16 protein-coding genes and 1 tRNA gene are annotated in these 18,186 nt (G+C 32.5%); 10 read left to right on the top strand and 7 right to left on the bottom strand.

The features are described from left to right. Nucleotides 1–5: 5 nt before the first annotated feature. Entirely contained in the window at nucleotides 6–434 is a 429-nt protein-coding gene (gene rpiB / locus IRZ80_RS15430) for a ribose 5-phosphate isomerase B (RefSeq protein ID WP_194642476.1), read from the bottom strand. A gap of 902 nt (nucleotides 435–1,336) precedes the next feature. Then, a complete protein-coding gene (locus tag IRZ80_RS15425; RefSeq protein WP_194642475.1) occupies nucleotides 1,337–1,570 on the bottom strand; it encodes a DUF2007 domain-containing protein in 234 nt (77 codons plus the stop codon). Nucleotides 1,571–1,676: 106 nt separating this feature from the next. On the opposite strand from IRZ80_RS15425, the gene rnr reads away from it, so the two are divergent. From rnr to IRZ80_RS15410, 3 genes are all read left to right on the top strand, one after another. Continuing rightward, the gene (rnr, locus tag IRZ80_RS15420; RefSeq protein ID WP_194642474.1) at nucleotides 1,677–3,857 is read left to right on the top strand and encodes a ribonuclease R; all 2,181 of its coding nucleotides are present in this window, start codon (nucleotides 1,677–1,679) and stop codon (nucleotides 3,855–3,857) included. Between the two features lie 106 nt (nucleotides 3,858–3,963). Next, on the top strand, nucleotides 3,964–4,632 hold the full coding sequence (locus tag IRZ80_RS15415) for a head GIN domain-containing protein (protein WP_194642473.1): 669 nt from the start codon (nucleotides 3,964–3,966) through the stop codon (nucleotides 4,630–4,632). 31 nt (nucleotides 4,633–4,663) lie between these two features. Next, nucleotides 4,664–5,341 (top strand): LysE family translocator, encoded by a 678-nt coding sequence (locus IRZ80_RS15410; protein ID WP_194642472.1) that lies wholly within the window; start codon nucleotides 4,664–4,666, stop codon nucleotides 5,339–5,341. A gap of 255 nt (nucleotides 5,342–5,596) precedes the next feature. Here IRZ80_RS15410 and IRZ80_RS15405 read toward each other — a convergent pair. The 4 genes from IRZ80_RS15405 to IRZ80_RS15390 form a co-directional block, all read right to left on the bottom strand. Further along, a tRNA-Cys gene (locus IRZ80_RS15405) sits at nucleotides 5,597–5,667 on the bottom strand. Nucleotides 5,668–5,748: 81 nt separating this feature from the next. Further along, entirely contained in the window at nucleotides 5,749–6,120 is a 372-nt protein-coding gene (gene folB / locus IRZ80_RS15400; RefSeq protein ID WP_194642471.1) for a dihydroneopterin aldolase, read from the bottom strand. A 2-nt stretch (nucleotides 6,121–6,122) separates the two neighbouring features. After that, entirely contained in the window at nucleotides 6,123–6,419 is a 297-nt protein-coding gene (locus IRZ80_RS15395) for a type II toxin-antitoxin system RelE/ParE family toxin (protein WP_194642470.1), read from the bottom strand. After that, nucleotides 6,419–6,637: a hypothetical protein gene (locus tag IRZ80_RS15390; protein ID WP_194642469.1), complete on the bottom strand. Its 219-nt coding sequence runs from the start codon at nucleotides 6,635–6,637 to the stop codon at nucleotides 6,419–6,421. The genes IRZ80_RS15395 and IRZ80_RS15390 overlap by 1 nt, the downstream gene beginning before the upstream one ends. A 106-nt stretch (nucleotides 6,638–6,743) precedes the next feature. Between IRZ80_RS15390 and IRZ80_RS15385 the strand changes: the two genes are divergently transcribed. The 4 genes from IRZ80_RS15385 to IRZ80_RS15370 all read left to right on the top strand — a co-directional run bounded on the left by IRZ80_RS15385 (nucleotide 6,744) and on the right by IRZ80_RS15370 (nucleotide 10,339). Further along, nucleotides 6,744–8,864 carry a glutamine--tRNA ligase/YqeY domain fusion protein gene (locus IRZ80_RS15385; protein ID WP_194642468.1) on the top strand — a complete coding sequence of 707 codons (2,121 nt, stop codon included), beginning with the start codon at nucleotides 6,744–6,746 and terminating at the stop codon, nucleotides 8,862–8,864. A gap of 535 nt (nucleotides 8,865–9,399) precedes the next feature. Continuing rightward, on the top strand, nucleotides 9,400–9,729 hold the full coding sequence (locus IRZ80_RS15380; protein ID WP_194642467.1) for a YtxH domain-containing protein: 330 nt from the start codon (nucleotides 9,400–9,402) through the stop codon (nucleotides 9,727–9,729). 10 nt (nucleotides 9,730–9,739) lie between these two features. Beyond that, nucleotides 9,740–10,090, top strand: coding sequence for a competence protein (locus IRZ80_RS15375; protein ID WP_194642466.1), 351 nt, complete (start codon nucleotides 9,740–9,742; stop codon nucleotides 10,088–10,090). A gap of 3 nt (nucleotides 10,091–10,093) precedes the next feature. Further along, nucleotides 10,094–10,339, top strand: a complete 246-nt coding sequence (locus IRZ80_RS15370) for a DUF6327 family protein (RefSeq protein WP_194642465.1) — start codon at nucleotides 10,094–10,096, stop codon at nucleotides 10,337–10,339. A gap of 35 nt (nucleotides 10,340–10,374) precedes the next feature. On the opposite strand, the gene gltX is transcribed toward IRZ80_RS15370, so the two are convergent. Further along, nucleotides 10,375–11,886 carry a glutamate--tRNA ligase gene (gltX, locus tag IRZ80_RS15365; RefSeq protein ID WP_194642464.1) on the bottom strand — a complete coding sequence of 504 codons (1,512 nt, stop codon included), beginning with the start codon at nucleotides 11,884–11,886 and terminating at the stop codon, nucleotides 10,375–10,377. A 151-nt stretch (nucleotides 11,887–12,037) separates the two neighbouring features. On the opposite strand from gltX, the gene IRZ80_RS15360 reads away from it, so the two are divergent. The 3 genes from IRZ80_RS15360 to mnmG all read left to right on the top strand — a co-directional run bounded on the left by IRZ80_RS15360 (nucleotide 12,038) and on the right by mnmG (nucleotide 17,854). Further along, nucleotides 12,038–15,358 (top strand): hypothetical protein, encoded by a 3,321-nt coding sequence (locus IRZ80_RS15360; protein WP_194642463.1) that lies wholly within the window; start codon nucleotides 12,038–12,040, stop codon nucleotides 15,356–15,358. Further along, nucleotides 15,355–15,774, top strand: a complete 420-nt coding sequence (gene ybeY, locus IRZ80_RS15355; protein WP_194642462.1) for an rRNA maturation RNase YbeY — start codon at nucleotides 15,355–15,357, stop codon at nucleotides 15,772–15,774. The genes IRZ80_RS15360 and ybeY overlap by 4 nt, the downstream gene beginning before the upstream one ends. A 208-nt stretch (nucleotides 15,775–15,982) precedes the next feature. After that, nucleotides 15,983–17,854, top strand: a complete 1,872-nt coding sequence (gene mnmG / locus IRZ80_RS15350; RefSeq protein WP_194642461.1) for a tRNA uridine-5-carboxymethylaminomethyl(34) synthesis enzyme MnmG — start codon at nucleotides 15,983–15,985, stop codon at nucleotides 17,852–17,854. Nucleotides 17,855–18,186 lie beyond the last annotated feature (332 nt).

The raw sequence follows: 18,186 nt of genomic DNA, 5'->3' as shown, positions 1-18,186 counted from the left end.
ATATTTTAACAGCTTATTTTATCAACTCTGGTTTGATGTCTTCCTCCTTCAAATTCGGTTTCCAAGAAAGTTTCAACAATCTCTACTGCCTGCTGAATAGAAGTATAACGGGCTGGAATGCTCACGATATTAGCGTTATTATGTAAACGGGTCAAATAAGCAATTTCCTTAGTCCAGCACAAACCTGCACGAACTCCGGCATGTTTATTAACAGTCATTGCAATTCCGTTTCCGCTTCCGCAGATTACGATTCCAAAATCTGCTTTTCCTTCTTCAACGTCACTTGCAACCGGATGCCCGAAATCCGGATAATCCACAGAAGCTTCTGTATCTGTTCCATAATTAGTAACCTGATGTCCTTTTGATTCTAAATATTGAACAATTGCTTTTTTATAATCCGGTCCGGCGTGGTCATTTCCTATTGAAATTTTCATTTTTTTTGTATTAGTTTTTAAAATACAAATTTAGCCATTCTATTTAAGATAGCATACAAAAATCCTTTTCACTTTCTATTACTAACACATTAAGAAATACAAAAAAAGACAAACTTTATAATCTTCTATAATCTGCTGATTATAAGAAAATTTGAAGGTTATTAACATATTTCCTTATTTATAAGAAGCTGTAAACCAGTAAAGAGAATGTAATTATAATGTTAATTTTTTATCATGTTAATACCAAAACGTAACTACTTGATATTCAGTTAACCTTAAATTAACACAAAATGTTTATAACTTTGAAAAGAATTTTAGAAGTTTTTTTAGTTTGTTTAAAAAAATTATGTAATCCAAAACCTATTTTTAAAAACCAAATAAAGTTTGAGGATTTTTTGGAAAAGTTATCAATACTAAATTTTAGTTTTTGAACAAGAAAATAAAAAACACTTATTTACAATTTATCGCAATTTTGAAATATTAACAGTTGTTAACTATTTTTAAAAATATCTTAAAAAACAGTAATTTACATATAAATAACACTGTTGATAACTCAAGATAAAAACCTAAAACTTGATTTCAATGCATTTTTTTAAAAATTTATAGCAACAATTAACAAGCTATAATAACCATAAATATTTTTTAAAATTTTAAAATTTCTTTTTGTTGTATTTAATATATGTTGACAACTTTGAAATTTAAAAAGAAAGAAAAAAATTTAAAAATATTCTGTTTCTTCAAAAGTTGTTTCTTTTTTACTGTTTCTGTTCTTGTTTTGCAGGATCTGCGTGAGGGATGGAAGTGGTGCTCTCCCGATTTTTCATCGGGAAGCGGGAACTGACAGCCCGACCCGACCTTTTCGGGAGGGTCACGCCCAAAAAAAAGTTGAATTGTGAAGTTTTCTAAACGATGGAAAGTTTTGGATTCAAATTGTCGAGAATTTCCTGAACCTGTTCAAAATCGTTTGGATGTACCTTGAGCTGTATGCCTCCGAAGGCAAAGCTTGCCAGCGGATCAATGGAGATAATGTTTTCGTTTTCAAAAAAATAATGAATTTCCTCCTGATCCAAAATGTGTTTAAGTACCATAATTTCATGCTGATAATTGAAAACAGCAATTGTTTTAAAGCCTATCATTTAGAATTTTTTATAAATGTAATGAAGTTATTATTAGTTTAAAACTCTTTTGGAATACGGAATAGTGAATACAATTTCGTAATTTTAGGCATTTAAGAAAAGATACATGGGTAAAAGATTAAGAAAACCGATTAAGAAAGATAAAGATTTCTCGGATAAAATTATAAAAATATTATCGCAAAGTGCCAATAAAGCCTTTAACTACAAACAAATAGCTTCGAAATTAGAATTGGATGATACGCAAAGCCGTAATCAGATTATAAAAGATCTGAAGATTTTGGCTTCTTCCAAGAAAATTATAGAAACCGAACCAGGCAAATATTTAATAAAAGCCACCAGCAGAGAATATTACGAAGGAACAATTGATATGACAGGCCGAAAAAGTGCCTATTTCATTTGTCCTGAATTTGAAGAAGATGTTTTTATTCCTTCGAATAATCTGAATCACGCCTTGGATAAAGATACCGTAAAAGTGTATGTTTATAACAAAAGAAGTGGTAGAAGAGCTGAAGGTGAGGTTATTGAAGTTATCGAAAGATACAAAACTGATTTCGTTGGAGTGATTGATATTCAGAAGAATTTCTCTTTTGTTTCGACTGCGAATCCAAAAATGTATACGGATATTTTTATTCCAAAAGATAAAATAGGGGAGGCTGAACAAGGAGATGTTGTTTTGGTTCATATAGAAGATTGGCCGGCGAGAGCGGATAGTCCTTTTGGAAAAGTGATAAAAGTTCTGGGTAAACCTGGAGAACATGATACCGAAATTCATGCTATTCTGGCTGAATATGGTTTGCCTGCGGAGTTTCCTATTGAAGTGGAAACCTTTGCACAGAAAATTGATACTTCGATTTCAGAAAGTGAAATTGCAAAACGTCGTGATATGCGCGATACGCTGACTTTTACAATTGATCCAAAAGATGCTAAGGATTTTGATGATGCTTTGTCTTTCAAAAAGTTAGAAAATGGTAACTACGAAATTGGTATTCACATTGCCGATGTGTCGCATTATCTGGAAGAAGGAACCATACTCGATGATGAAGCGTATCAAAGAGCAACATCCGTTTATTTAGTGGATAGGGTAGTGCCAATGTTGCCTGAAGTGCTTTCTAATTTTGCCTGTTCATTGCGTCCTCAGGAAGAGAAATATACGTTCTCGGCGATATTTGCAATTACTGAAAAATGTCAGGTTGTCAATCAATGGTTTGGAAGAACAGTTATTTTTTCAGACCAGCGTTTTGCTTACGAAGAAGCCCAATATATCATTGAAAATAAAGACAATACAATTCCTGTTGAAATTTCGATTACTGGAAGTTCTTATGTTGTTTCGGATGAAATTGTCGAAGCCACACTGAAAATGGATCAATTAGCTAAGATTTTCAGAAGAAACAGAATGAATGAAGGAGCTATTTCTTTTGATAAAGTAGAAGTAAAATTCAACTTAGATCAAGAAGGAGAACCGGAAGGAGTGTACTTCAAAGTCTCAAAAGATGCCAATCATCTGATTGAAGAATTTATGTTATTAGCCAATAGAAAAGTGGCAGAATTCATTGGAAAACAAAAGAAAACGTTCATTTACAGAATTCATGATGAACCCAATGAAGACAAATTAATTGCAATGCAGAATGTGATTGCTAAGTTTGGTTATAAAATTGATTTCAGAAATAAAGGTGATATTTCAAAATCGTTGAATCAGCTTATGGTTGATGTTAATGGCAAAAAAGAGCAGAATTTAATTGATACTCTGGCTATTCGATCGATGAGCAAAGCCAAATATTCTACGGATAATATTGGCCATTACGGATTAGCATTTGATTATTATTCACATTTCACTTCGCCAATTCGTCGTTATCCTGATGTTATGGTTCATCGTTTATTGCAGTTTTATTTGGATGGTGGTAAATCGGTAGATGAAGAAGAGTATGAAACCAAATGTCTGCATTCATCAACAATGGAAGGTTTGGCTACTAATGCCGAAAGAGATTCTATAAAATACATGCAGGTTAAATACATGCAGAATCATCAGGATCAGGAGTTTTTGGGTGTTATTTCGGGTGTTACTGAATGGGGAATTTATGTTGAAATCATCGAAAATAAATGCGAAGGAATGGTGAGAACCCGAGATATAAAAGAAGATTATTATACTTTTGATGAAAAACAGTATGCTTTGGTAGGTGCTAATTCCAATAGATTACTGCAATTAGGTGATGAGATTTATGTTAAAGTCAAAAACGCGGATTTGGTTAAAAAACAATTGGATTTCAATTTTATTAAAAGAAACGAATAAGTTTTTTTTTAAATAGTTGCTAAGTTTCAAAGCTGCTAAGTTCCTAAGATTAAAAACTTTGTAGTTTAGTAACTTAGAATTTATACTAACAATTAATTTTTAAAACATGAAAAGGATAATTTTAATAAGTTTTGTGTTTTTAGCAAAATTCTCTTTTGCACAAACGACTATAGAACTTAAGGATTTTGATGATGTAAAAGTGTTTGATAAACTGAGTGTTACTTTAGTGGCTTCTTCCGAAAATAAAGCGGTAATTACTGGAACAAGCCAAAGTAAAGTTGAGATTGTTAATAAAAATGGACTTTTGAAAATAAGAATGCCTTTGACTAAAATAATGTCTGGTGACGAAGCAAAAGTGACTTTATACTTCAAAAGAATCCAAAGTATTGATGCCAATGAAGGAAGCAGTGTAACTTGTGCTGATATTTTCAAGCAGACTTCTATTACTTTGGGAACACAGGAAGGAGCAAAGATTAATGCAGTGCTAGATGTTGAAAAAGCAACTATTAAAGCGTATTCTGGCGGAAATATTAAAATTATAGGCAAAGCAGTCACTCAGTCTGTTTTGATTAATTCTGGAGGTATTTTAGAAGCGGGTGATTTAGAAACTTCTCAAACGACTGTCAGTTTATCAGCAGGAGGAAGCGCCGATGTAAGAGCCAGCTCTCTTGTTGATGCAAAAATAAAAGCCGGAGGTACTATTTTTATTTATGGCAAGCCCAAAGAAATAAAACAGGAAACTTTTATGGGAGGAACAATAGTTCAGAAATTGTAAATTTGTAACCAATTTTTAAAGTCATTTTTTAATGATAAACGATATTTTGACAGGTATTCCGTGGGGAGTATTATTAAGTTTTATGATTGGCCCTGTTTTTTTTATTCTGATTGAAACCAGTATAATTAAAGGATTCAGAGCCGCTTTAGTTTTTGATTTAGGTGTTGTTTTAGGAGATGTTTTTTTTATAACAATTGCTTATTTAGGAAGTTACAGACTGATCCAAAGTCTAAATGATAACTCTTCGCTGTTCATATTTGGAGGTTTTATTATGATGGCTTATGGTTTTATTTCGTTTTTAGGAATAAAAAAAGAAAAAAGAGTTAACACAAAAACCATCGATAACGAGATTATTAAAAAAAATTATGTTGGACTTTTTCTGAAAGGTTTTTTTCTAAATATTATCAATATTGGCGTTCTTGGTTTTTGGCTGGCTGTAATTATTTCTGTAGGACCAAAATTAGAAATGGAAACCTCAAGAATGCTTACCTTTTTTATCTCCGTAATCCTTACGTATCTTGGAATAGATTGTATTAAAATATCGTTGGCAAAACAATTAAAACACAAAATGACACCAACGAATATCTATAAAATCAAAAGAGGAATTAGTATTGTACTAATGATTTTTGGTTTCGCATTAATCATTCAAGGCTGTTTCCCTGAGGAAAAACAAATGGTTAAAAAAGCTTTTGAGAAGATAGAAAAGTAGTTTAAAAGAAATTATAAAAAAGGAACTGTTTAGGCTCCTTTTTTTTTGAACCATTAAGATATTAAGAAAATTAAGCTAGCTACTTAATGAAACTAATATCTTAATGGTTCAAAATTTTTAAATTATGGTTTAAAAAATAGATACAGAAATGTATCTCTCTTCTTTTGGCATCGTCTGGATTAGAACATAAACTTTACTTAATTTTTTCTAAAAATTAACCATAAAAAAACCTCTAAATTGCTTTAGAGGTTCTTGAGGCATCGTCCGGATTCGAACCGGAGTAGGAGCTTTTGCAGAGCCCAGCCTAGCCGCTCGGCCACGACGCCATTCATTAACGGATGGCAAAAGTAACTTAAAATTTTAAAGTTTAAAAGTATAAAGTAAACTTTTTTATTTTTTTATAAGTTTTAATATAATTTAAAATTTCGCTCTTCTTCCATTTCAATTGTAACAGCTTCAACATCACCGCCAATAGGAGGATTTATTTTTGAAACAGCTATTTTAATTCTTGAAACCGTTTCGAGTTCAGCCAACGCTCTATCGATAATTCTTTTGGCTACATGCTCCAGTAAATTAGATTGGATAGCCATTTCCTCTACCACAATCTTGTTTAAATGTACATAATCTACAGTATCTTTCAAGTTATCGGATTCTGAGGATTGTTTTAAATTGGTGCTTATTTCTAAGTCAACACTGTAATCTGAACCTATTTTTCCTTCTTCTATTAAACAGCCGTGGTAGGAGAAAGTGCGTATATTTTTTAATTTTATTATGCCCATTTTTAAAATTTTAATTTTGTAGTGTTTGGATCTTGATAATCTGATGTTATTGCGTGAATTGTAACTATTTTTTCATTTTCATCTACTGTAAAATGAATAGTGTATGGAAATTTCTTTAATGGAAGAGTGCGGACAATATTATATTTTTCTTCAAAAAAAGGAAAAGTTTTTAGGGTTTCAACATAATCATCGAATTCATTATTAAACTTTATTCCCAAACCTTTAGAAACCAATTCGTAATAATCAATAATTTCGTCTACTTCTAAATCGGCACGTACAAGAATAATTATTTTATACATTACTTATTCCATTTAGCATCACGCCTTTTTTTCGATTCTTCCCAACTCCTATAATCCTCTGGCTTAGCATTCTTCATACGTTGCAAAACCATTTCCTGTTGCCATAAAGGAACTTCATCCTTTACATTTTCATTAATTGAAACATCAGGAATATGTTTGAAAAAACTAACAAAAGTTTCATAAAAATCGTCTGGAATTGTTACTGTTAATTGTCTCATAACTTTCAGTGTTTATGCAAAAATACTAATAAATTTAATTCAAAGTCTATATTGTTATTACCCATTATCTGTCCTCAATTTTTTATCTTTGCTAAAATTTTTAAAAATGGCATCAGAAGAGAAATCACTTCATTTTATTGAACAAATTATAGAAGATAGTTTAACAAACGGTTTTCCCCAAGATAAATTACGCTTTCGTTTTCCTCCAGAACCTAATGGTTATCTGCACATTGGCCATGCCAAATCTATATGTTTAAATTTTGGTTTAGGATTAAAATACAATGCACCGGTTAACTTACGTTTTGATGATACTAATCCAGCCAAAGAAGAGCAGGAATATGTTGATTCAATCAAAGAAGATGTAAAATGGTTAGGCTTTAACTGGTCAGAAGAGGTGTATTCCTCAGATTATTTTCAGCAGTTATATGAATGGGCTGTTGCCATGATTAAAAAAGGTAAAGCTTATGTTGACAGCCAGTCTTCTGAAGATATGGCAATTCAGAAAGGAACACCGACTCAAGCAGGAGTTGACGGGCCTTACAGAAACCGTTCTATTGAAGAAAATCTGGCTCTTTTTGAAGGAATGAAAAATGGTGATTTTCCCGAAGGAAGTCATGTTTTGAGAGCCAAAATTGATATGGCTTCTACAAATATGCTGATGCGTGATCCATTGATGTACAGAATATTACACCGTCATCATCACCGTACAGGAAATGATTGGAATATTTATCCAATGTATGATTATGCACATGGTGAGAGTGATTATGTGGAGCAGATTTCGCATTCGATCTGTACTTTGGAATTTGTAATGCATCGCGAATTATACGACTGGTTCTTGGATCAGATTTATGATGAAAATCAAGTGCGTCCGCATCAATATGAGTTTGCCCGTCTGAATTTAAATTATACTGTAATGAGTAAGCGTAAGCTTCTGCAATTGGTTCAGGAAAACATCGTAAGCGGATGGGATGATCCTAGAATGCCTACTATTTCCGGACTTAGAAGACGTGGTTATACTGCAAGTGCTATTCGTAAATTTTGTGAGGTTATAGGTGTTGCCAAGCGCGAAAATATCATTGACGTATCGCTTTTGGACTTTTGTCTGCGTGAAGATTTAAACAAAACAGCTCCAAGAGTTATGGCTGTTTTAGATCCTGTAAAAGTGGTTATTACCAATTATCCGGAAGGAAAAGAAGAGTTGCTTGATGCAGAAAATAATCAGGAAGATGAGTCTGCAGGATTTAGAAAAGTGCCTTTTTCTCGTGAATTATACATTGAAAGAGATGACTTCCTGGAAGTGGCTGCAGCTAAATTTTTCCGTTTAAGTATCGGAAATGAAGTGCGTCTAAAAAACGGTTATATTATTAAAGGAGAAAGTGTTACGAAAGATACAAACGGTGTAATTACCGAAATTCAAGTGACTTATGATACTGATTCTTTGAGCGGAAGCGGAAGCGAAGCCAGCAAGCGTAAAGTTGCCGGAACTCTTCATTGGGTTTCTATTGTTCATGCTGTTGAGGCTGAAGTTCGTTTGTATGATCGTTTGTTTATTGACGAAGCACCAGACAGTCACAAAGAGAAAAGTTTCTTGGATTTTATGAACACCTCTTCTTTAGAAATTGTAAAAGGATATGTTGAACCTAGTTTAGCTGAAGCTAAAATTGGTGATCATTTCCAATTTCAGCGTTTGGGTTATTTTGTTGTTGATAAAGATACAACTGATTCAAAATTAGTGTTTAATAAGACAGTTGGACTTAAAGATGCTTGGGAAGAAAAAGGTAAAAAGGATGAAAACAGCATTAATAATTCGCTAAAAGAAATCAATAAATATTTTAAAGTTGCTACAAGAGAAGAACGTATTGCAATCAGAAAAGCAATAGGGGAGACGCTGTCAGGAATTTCTAATTACAGTTTATTGCAAAACTCTTTCAGAAAGAATATTAACAATAATAAAAGTTCTTTATTGTTTGCCAATTTCATTTTGAAATATGCCAATTTGAAACCTTCGGATTATGACAAAGAGGATTTGTCTAAATTGTATTTAATGTCTCTTCGAAGTGAATCTACTTTTGTTCGTTTCAGAGCAATTTTAAATTTAAGCAATTTGGATTACGATTCAGATTTTGTAAATTCATTTAGAGAGGAAGTTTTGAAACTACAATCTAATCCTTCAAAAAGTACAACAGAACGTGAAACTGAATTTATTGAAAAATTTCTGTTAAAATAAAAAATATAAATTTTATCTATTAAAAGCGCTTTTTATAAAGCGCTTTTTTATTATATAGTATTATGATTATTTTTTAATTTTTAATAATTTTTATTTATTAAAAATGACTTTCATAAATTGATTTTAAGAGTTTTTAAAATTTTGTTTATACCAATTTATGTTTTTTTGTTTTTCGTTTATTAAAAGTCCTTATTTTAATTTTTGATCAAAATTACAGATTTTCTTTTTTTTGATGCTTTTTTAGGATTATAATAAACTATGTTTTTAATAAAATTGATAAAATGTATTTATTATTTATTAAATCTATTTTAAAAATAATTTTAATTTATTTTACTTATAAAAATTGACATTCATAAATCGTTTTTAATGTATTTATTTATATTTTCTATATCCATACTCCGATATTTTTTTTTCATTGATATACGGGCTTTATTTTAGTTTTTTACTCAATATTTAGCAGTTTAACGGCTTGTTAACACAAGTTTGTTCATAAAGTCGTAAATTTAGTATATAGTAACTTTTAAATTTTATAAGCATGTCAAATAATACTGGAAATACAATAGTAGCTGTTTTGGTTGGTGTAACAATTGGTGCCGGACTTGGAATTTTGTTTGCGCCGGATAAAGGTTCCAAAACAAGAGAAAAAATAAAAGATGGTTTTGATGATGTAAAAAACAATCTTACTGATAGATTACATGAGGTTTCTGAAAAGCTGATGGGCAATGGTGTATTAGGTAAAAATGAAATTGATCGCCATTATGAAAGTATCGTCAATAATTTAAGTGATAAGACTGAAGATGTAGTTTCTTATTTGGAAAACAAACTAGCGGAACTTAAAGAAAAAAATGCTAAATTTCAGTCATAAAACTTAGTCTATGGCATTTGATAAAATAAAAGAAAATTCAGAGGATATTCAAAATCAAGCTCAGGCTTATTTCGAAAAATCTGTTTCCTATTATAAATTATGGGGTTTCAAGGTTGCAATGAAATCAACAACCATGATTTTGAAATTTGTTTTGATTTTATTGTGCTTTAGTATGGTATTATTGTTCAGTTCCATTGCAGTTGCTTTTGCTTTAAGCAATTATTTTGGAAGTTATACAATTGGGTTTCTTTCTGTTGGAGGAATGTATTTGATTTCAACAATACTTTTATTTTTGGTTAAGGAAAAAATAATTGAAGGACCAATTTTAGAGAAATTTTCAGAAATATTTTTTAATGATTAATTTATGGAAAACAAAAAATATTCATCCTACGCATCTATTGATCGTGATTTAGAAATTCTGAAATTAGAAAAACAGATCAGCTACCAGAAATTAATTTTAAGTATTCAAAAAACTAAAGATTCTGTAACTCCCGAAAATATAATTGCTGGGTTTTTAGCTCCTTATAAAGAGAGTTTTCCAAATCCCTTTAGATCTATTTTACAGACGATAGTTCCTTATCTGATAAGTTATTTTATCAATCGAAAATAAAAAAAAGCTCCCAAATCAATGGGAGCTTTTTAGTTTTATATTCTTGAAATCGCTTTCTGTATTCGTGAAACAGTTTCCTCTTTTCCAATGACTTCGACTATGTCAAATAGGTGAGGACCTTTTAGTGCTCCAACTAAACTTAATCGGAAAGGCTGCATTACTTTACCCATTCCAATTTCGTTTTTAGTCATCCAGTCTTTTACAATTGTTTCAATATTTAGAGAAGTAAAATCTGTTATTTCTTCAAGTACCGAAATTAATTCCTGCATCAACGCTGGCGTTTCAGCTTTCCAGTTTTTGCTTGCTTTCTCATCATAAGCCGTTGGTGCAATAAAAAAGAAATCACTCATTTCCCAAAAATCAGAAATAAAATCAGCTCTGTCTTTAATCAGCGAAACAATTTTGGTCATTTCGTTCAATGAATAATGTCTGTTTAAATGTTTTAATTCAATGATTTTGGAATATTCTTCCGCCAAAACTGAATCTTCTTTCTGCATTAAATATTGGTGATTGAACCATTTGTTTTTCTCTGGGTCAAACTTAGCACCGGCTTTATGAACTCTTTTTAAATCAAAAGCTTGGGTTAATTCTTTCAATGAAAAAAGTTCCTTATCAGTTCCGTCATTCCATCCTAACAATGATAAAAAGTTAACAACTGTTTCAGGGAAAAATCCTTTTTCTCTGTAGCCTGATGAAACGCCTTCAGCAGTTTTCCATTCCAAAGGAAACACTGGGAATCCCATTTTATCACCATCTCTTTTAGATAATTTGCCATTTCCAATTGGTTTTAAAATCAATGGCAAATGTGCAAATTCTGGTGCTTCCCAGCCAAAAGCGCGGTAGAGCATTACGTGTAGAGGCATTGAAGGCAACCATTCTTCACCACGGATTACGTGTGAGGTTTCCATTAAATGGTCATCAACAATATTAGCCAAATGATAAGTAGGCATACCATCACTTTTAAATAATACTTTATCATCCAAAAGGCCAGTTTCAAATTTTACTTCACCGCGAATGATGTCCTGCAAATGCAAAGTTTCATTCTGTGGAGTCTTGAAACGGATAACATAATCTTCGTTATTTGCGATTCTTTTGGCAGTTTCGTCTTTTGATATTACCAATGAAGTATCTAATTTTTCACGATTATGATGATTGTAAATAAATGTTTTTCCTTCAGCTTCGTGCTGTTTTCTGTGTGCGTCCAATGCTTCTGCAGTATCAAAAGCATAGTAGGCATTTCTCGATTCAATCAATTGATCGGCATATTGTTTGTAAAGGTGTTTTCTTTCGCTTTGTCTGTAAGGTCCAAATTTTTCGTTTTTTCCAACAGTTTCTTCCGGAGCGATTCCTAACCATTCCAAGGCTTCTATTATATATTCTTCGGCACCTGGAACAAATCTATTTTGGTCTGTATCTTCTATCCTAAGATAAAAAGTTCCTCCATTTTTTTTTGCAAACAAATAATTGAATAAAGCGGTACGAACTCCGCCTATGTGTAATGGCCCCGTTGGGCTTGGTGCAAACCGCACACGTACTGGTCTTGACATTCTTGTAATTTTTTTGCAAATATACAATTTCAAATTGTCGTTTTATCGGTGTAATTCGTGTTTCTTCAATGCTTTAATATTATGTTTTATTTACCTTTTTGGAAACATTATAATTAGTACTTTTATTGGTTATTAAATTAATACCGATATTTTGGAAAAGTCCTATTCGATACATCAAAAACTAGAAGATTTTATAAAGAAGTATTATGCCAATGAATTGATCCGCGGTGTCCTTTTTTTCATTGGACTTGGACTGATTTATTTTCTGTTTACGCTATTTATAGAGTATTTCCTTTGGTTAAAACCAAAAGGAAGAACATTCCTTTTTTGGATTTTCATTATTGTTGAAGCTATTTTGCTGTTGCGTTTTATACTTTTTCCAATTTTTAAATTGTTTAAATTTCAGAAGGGGATTGATTATGCTCAAGCTTCTTTAATAATTGGAAATCATTTTTCTGAAGTAAATGATACTTTGATAAACTATCTTCAGTTATCAAAATCGGATACTAGCGTTTATAATTCTGAATTATTGTTGGCTTCCATTGAGCAAAAGGCCAATTCACTTCGTCCAGTTCCTTTTGGGAAAGCGATTGATTTTAGCGTAAACAAAAAATATTTGCCACTGGCAGTGTTGCCAATTTTGTTTTTGTTCTTTTTTTTCCTTTCGGGAAACAGCCAGATTATTTCTCAAAGTTTGGATAGGGTAGTGCATTTTAATTCGGCATTTACGCCACCGGCTCCGTTTAAGTTTACAATTTTAAATACTGATTTGGTTTCAGAGCAAGGTAAGGATTTCGTTCTTCAGGTAAAATCAGAAGGAAAGATCGTTCCTGAAAATGTTATGATTTTCATTGGTGATGAAAGTTACTTTTTGGAAACGGTTCGCACAGGAGAATTTCAGTTTAAAATTGCCAAACCTATGGATAATGTTTCGTTTCATCTGGAAGCGAATAGTATTGTTTCCCCTGATTATGAATTGAAAGTTATTGCTGTTCCAACCATTTCAAATTTTCAAATGAAGTTTGTTTATCCTACGTATTTGAATATGAAAAGTACAATTGTTAAAGGAACTGGTAACGGAATTATACCCGAAGGAACACAGGTTTCCTGGATAATGAATACAAATGCTACGCTGAATGTAACGTGGAAAAATGATTCTCAGGCCATTCCATTCGCTAAAAGTGAAAACAGCTTTAATTTAGCTAAAAATATAGTTCAAAATACAGAATATCAAATAATTACATCAAATAATCAAGTAAAAAATTTCGAAAAACTGTCATATCAGCTGAATGTTGTAAAAGATCAGTTCCCAACGATCAATATTACCAAAGCTCCTGATAGTTTGGGTGTCGAAAGTTCTTATTTTGTTGGTCAATTGGCCGATGATTATGGGTTGTCCCGATTACAGATTGTTTATTATGAATCTGGTAAACCTGCTACTGGCAAACGTGGAACCATAGCTGTTAAGCACGACACTTTTGATCAGTTTGTGTTCAATTTTCCAAGTAATCTTGATGTTGAAAAAGGGAAGAATTACGATTTTTATTTTGAAGTTTTTGATAATGATGCCATTCATCATTTCAAAAGTTCTCGTTCTGTTGTCTTTTCAAACCGAATTTTATCTGATGAAGAGAAGCAAAACAACACGCTTCAGGAACAAAATAATACAATAAATAGTCTGCAAAAAACCTTATCCAAACAGGATAAACAGATTTCTCAGATGGAGAAATTGAAACAGACTTCCAAGGAAAAAGAAGGTTTGGATTTTAACGACCGCCAAAAGATAAATGATTTCATTAAGCAACAGCAACAACAGAATGATTTGACGAAGGAGTTTGCTAATAAGATGAAAAACAATCTGGATAAATCCAATCCAAAACAGCAGGATGATACCAAGGAATTGCTTCAAAAACGTTTAGAGAATACTGATAAGGAATTGGATAAAAACAAAAAATTATTAGACGAATTGAACGAGCTGAACAATAAAATCAAGGATGAAGATTTTACTCAGAAGCTGGAGAAATTCAAGGAGAACAGTAAAAGTCAAAATAAGAGTTTAGCGCAATTGGTTGAGTTAACCAAACGTTATTATGTAGAAAAAAAGGCAGAACAATTAGCTGATAAATTGGATAAATTATCTCAAAAGGAAGATAAATTATCAGAGAATGAAAAGGAGAATTCGGCTCAGGAGCAAAAGAAACTGATAGATGAATTCGAAAAGATTCAGGAAGAATTGAAGCAATTGAACAAAGATAATGAAGATTTAAAATCACCAATAGATATTCCATCTGATCTGGATAAGGAAAAAAGTATCAAGGACGATCTTAATAAAGCTGGTTCTGATTTGCAAAACAACAATAAATCAAAAGCAAAACAAAATCAAAAAAGTGCTTCTAAAAAGATGAAAGAAATGTCCAAAGCAATGGATAAGGCGATGGAAGAATCCAGTAAAGACCAAATAGAAGAGGATGTAAAAATGTTGCGTCAGATATTGGATAACCTTTTGGCTTATTCATTTTCACAGGAAGATGTTATGAATCAGTTCAAGGCTACTAAGATTGGTTCACCTTCTTTTGGTAAATACATTCGTAATCAGCAGAACTTAAAAACACAGTTCAAACACATTGATGACAGTCTTTTTGCTATGTCTTTGCGTCAGCCAAAAATCGCTGAAGAGGTAACAAAAGAAGTTGCTAATGTACAATACAATATTGATAAATCTCTCGAAAGTTTATCCGATTCACAATTGCAAAGGGGTTTTGCCCAACAGCAATATGCGATTTCATCGGCTAATAAATTAGCAGATTTGTTAAGCGATTCATTGAATAGTATGCAAATGCAGATGTCCGGCAGCAGTGGAGGGAAACCAAAACCAGGGCAAGGTTCAGGAATGCAGTTGCCTGATATCATTAAAAAGCAGGGAGAATTGAGTGAAAAGATGAAGCAGGGTATGAAACCTGGTAACAAACAAGGTGAAGGAAATAAACCTGGAGAAAGCAAAAATAAAGGTTCTCAATCAGGGAAAGGTCAGGGAGATAATGGCGATTCAGACGGCGATGGAGAAGGAGATGCAAAAGCGACTATGGATATTTACAAAGAGCAAAAACAGCTTCGCGAAGCATTGCAGGAAGAATTGAATAAGAAAGGAATTGGCAACAGCGGTCAGAATGCTTTGGAACAAATGAAGCAATTGGAGAAGCAATTATTAAACAAAGGTTTTACTAATGAATCCCTGCAAAGAACAAATAGTATCAAGCAAGAGCTTTTGAAATTGGACACAGCTATTCGTTTGCAGGGTGAGGATCCAAAATGTCAGTCAGAAACCAATACCAAGAATTATAGTAATCAGGCTAGTCCTTTACCAAAGGCACTTTCAGATTATTTGAATAGCATAGAGATATTAAATAGACAATCGCTACCTTTGCGCTCGAATTTTAATCAAAAAGTTCAAATTTATTTTAACAACAAATGATCAATTTTAATTACGAATTGGAATTCGCTCTTGAGAATGAAGAAGCGATAGCTACTTGGCTGAGTTCCGTAATAGTTTCAGAAAACAAAAGTGAGGGAGAAATCAATTACATCTTTTGTGATGATGAATATCTTCACAAGATTAACCTTGAGTATCTTAATCACGACACACTTACAGATATTATTAGTTTCGATTATACGATGGGTAACGAAATAAGCGGTGATATTTTTGTTTCTGTAGAAAGAGTTTTAGATAACTCTAAGGATTACAACACAAGTTTTGAAGACGAATTAAAGCGCGTATTGGTTCACGGTATTCTACATTACTGTGGCTATAAAGACAAATCTGAAGTAGACGAAGCTTTAATGCGTAGCAAAGAAGATGAAAAAATAGCCATGTTTCACGTGGAACAGTAGATTTAAACCTATCAAAATTATATAAAAAAGCATTACGTTCCACGTGGAACGTTAAGTTTTTTTTTAAAATTTTAAATTATAATTTAAGTTTTTTTTTGTGTTCCACGTGGAACGTGTTTAAAAAAAAATAGTTAGTAAAAGTGTTTCACGTGGAACGTAGGTTTGGAAATTCATAATTCCTTTTGAAAAGGATTAATATAAAAGAAAAATGTTTTTAGAAGAGTATGATGTAATTGTTGTTGGTGCGGGTCACGCAGGTTCCGAGGCCGCGGCAGCGGCAGCAAATTTGGGATCCAAAACTTTATTGGTTACAATGAGTCTGCAGAACATTGCACAAATGTCGTGTAATCCTGCAATGGGTGGAATAGCGAAAGGACAAATTGTTCGTGAGATTGATGCGCTTGGAGGATATTCCGGAATTGTTTCAGACAGAACTGCAATTCAGTTCAAGATGCTGAATAAATCAAAAGGCCCTGCAATGTGGTCACCGAGAGTTCAAAGTGACCGTATGCGTTTTGCAGAAGAATGGAGAATGATGCTTGAAGGAACTCCGAATTTAGATTTTTATCAGGAAATGGTAAAGGGGCTGATAATAGAAAACGGAAAGATAAAAGGAATCAGAACTTCGTTAGGAGTAGAGATCAGATCTAAATCAGTTGTTTTGACAAATGGTACTTTTTTGAATGGTTTGATTCATATCGGAGAAAAGCAATTTGGAGGAGGACGTGCTGGTGAAAGTGCCGCGTTCGGAATTACCGAAGATTTGATTCAAGCCGGTTTTGAAGCGGGAAGAATGAAAACAGGAACACCTCCGCGAGTGGATGGACGTTCTTTGGATTATTCTAAAATGAATGAAGAAAAAGGAGATACTAAACCAGATAAGTTTTCATATTCAGATTTGACAAAACCTTTGGCGTTTCAAAAATCCTGTCATATGACATATACCTCGAATGAGGTGCATAATATTTTGAGAGAAGGTTTTGATCGTTCTCCAATGTTTAACGGAAGAATTAAAAGTATCGGTCCAAGATATTGTCCTTCGATTGAAGATAAAATAAATCGTTTTGCAGATAAAGAGCGTCACCAGCTTTTTGTTGAACCAGAAGGATGGAATACTTGTGAGGTTTATGTAAATGGTTTTTCAACTTCTTTGCCGGAGGATATTCAGTTCAAAGCTTTGCGTACAGTTGCCGGTTTTGAAAATGTGAAATTCTTTCGTCCTGGTTATGCAATCGAATATGATTATTTTCCTCCGACGCAATTGAAACATACTTTGGAAACGAAGCTAGTTGAAGGTTTGTATTTTGCTGGACAGATTAATGGAACAACTGGTTATGAAGAAGCTGCTTCTCAAGGTTTGATGGCCGGAATTAACGCTCATTTAAAAGTTCACGAAAAAGCGCCGTTGATTTTAAAAAGAGATGAAGCATATATCGGAGTTTTGATTGATGATCTAATTACAAAAGGTACAGAAGAACCTTATCGTATGTTTACGTCTAGAGCGGAATATCGAACTCTGCTTCGTCAGGACAATGCTGATTTTAGATTGACACCTTTGTCGTATGAAATTGGTTTAGCTTCGGAAGCGCGTTTACGCCGTATGGAAAAGAAATTAAATGAATCTGAAAGGATGGTTTCTTTTTTCAAAGAGACGAGTGTTTCAGTTGCTGAGACAAATCCAATTCTTGAAGAAAAGGAATCAGCTTTAATTTCACAGGGTGATAAAATGTTTAAAATATTTTCCAGACCGCAGATTGATTTGGAAGATATTTTGAAATTTGAAAAAGTAAAGGAATATGTTGCCGAAAATGATCTTGATCAGGAAATTTTGGAACAAGCCGAAATTCAGGTAAAATATTCAGGTTATATTGAAAAGGAAAGAAATAATGCAGATAAACTTTCGCGTTTGGAAGATGTAAAAATTCCTGAGGATTTTGATTATAATAAAATAAAATCAATGTCGATTGAAGCGAAGCAAAAATTGAATAAGATTAAACCTGTAACAATTTCTCAGGCATCAAGAATTAGTGGTGTTTCACCGAGTGATATTTCGGTGCTTTTGATTTATATGGGCAGATAACTAAAATTTTATTGGTTACAATATCGGGTTTGGAATTTTGTTGTTTATTGCAGTATTTTAGTAATGCGAAAAAATCTAATTTTTGACCTTAGTATTGATAAACAGTTTTTAAAATTGAGAGACTTTCAGTCACTTGTAAGATAAACCTCTGTACTGAATGTGCAGAGTGTTTTTTGTTTATAAATGCAGATATTTAGAAAAGATTCGTGCATGGTAAGCAGATTAATATATTATTTTGTTTGGATTATAAAATTTAGATTTTAAGTTTTAATGGTGATGTTTAAGAGTGTTGTTGTTAACTTTTGCTGTCGAAATTTTAAAGGGAGTTATTT

The sequence above is a fragment of the Flavobacterium sp. HJJ genome (assembly GCF_015351475.1).
Taxonomy (GTDB): Bacteria; Bacteroidota; Bacteroidia; order Flavobacteriales; family Flavobacteriaceae; genus Flavobacterium; species Flavobacterium marginilacus.
The sequence above is the reverse complement of the archived record's forward strand: the minus strand, read 5'-3'. Positions and strand labels throughout refer to the sequence as shown.

What these genes read in the sequence shown, in the direction of transcription:
- IRZ80_RS15410 (WP_194642472.1), top strand. Translation starts at nt 4,664, where the DNA reads ATGATAAACGATATTTTGACAGGTATTCCGTGGGGAGTATTATTAAGT.
- rpiB (WP_194642476.1), bottom strand. Translation starts at nt 434, where the DNA reads ATGAAAATTTCAATAGGAAATGACCACGCCGGACCGGATTATAAAAAA.
- IRZ80_RS15415 (WP_194642473.1), top strand. Translation starts at nt 3,964, where the DNA reads ATGAAAAGGATAATTTTAATAAGTTTTGTGTTTTTAGCAAAATTCTCT.
- IRZ80_RS15425 (WP_194642475.1), bottom strand. Translation starts at nt 1,570, where the DNA reads ATGATAGGCTTTAAAACAATTGCTGTTTTCAATTATCAGCATGAAATT.
- gltX (WP_194642464.1), bottom strand. Translation starts at nt 11,886, where the DNA reads ATGTCAAGACCAGTACGTGTGCGGTTTGCACCAAGCCCAACGGGGCCA.
- IRZ80_RS15395 (WP_194642470.1), bottom strand. Translation starts at nt 6,419, where the DNA reads ATGTATAAAATAATTATTCTTGTACGTGCCGATTTAGAAGTAGACGAA.
- IRZ80_RS15375 (WP_194642466.1), top strand. Translation starts at nt 9,740, where the DNA reads ATGGCATTTGATAAAATAAAAGAAAATTCAGAGGATATTCAAAATCAA.
- IRZ80_RS15380 (WP_194642467.1), top strand. Translation starts at nt 9,400, where the DNA reads ATGTCAAATAATACTGGAAATACAATAGTAGCTGTTTTGGTTGGTGTA.
- mnmG (WP_194642461.1), top strand. Translation starts at nt 15,983, where the DNA reads ATGTTTTTAGAAGAGTATGATGTAATTGTTGTTGGTGCGGGTCACGCA.
- folB (WP_194642471.1), bottom strand. Translation starts at nt 6,120, where the DNA reads ATGGGCATAATAAAATTAAAAAATATACGCACTTTCTCCTACCACGGC.
- IRZ80_RS15385 (WP_194642468.1), top strand. Translation starts at nt 6,744, where the DNA reads ATGGCATCAGAAGAGAAATCACTTCATTTTATTGAACAAATTATAGAA.
- ybeY (WP_194642462.1), top strand. Translation starts at nt 15,355, where the DNA reads ATGATCAATTTTAATTACGAATTGGAATTCGCTCTTGAGAATGAAGAA.
- rnr (WP_194642474.1), top strand. Translation starts at nt 1,677, where the DNA reads ATGGGTAAAAGATTAAGAAAACCGATTAAGAAAGATAAAGATTTCTCG.
- IRZ80_RS15390 (WP_194642469.1), bottom strand. Translation starts at nt 6,637, where the DNA reads ATGAGACAATTAACAGTAACAATTCCAGACGATTTTTATGAAACTTTT.
- IRZ80_RS15370 (WP_194642465.1), top strand. Translation starts at nt 10,094, where the DNA reads ATGGAAAACAAAAAATATTCATCCTACGCATCTATTGATCGTGATTTA.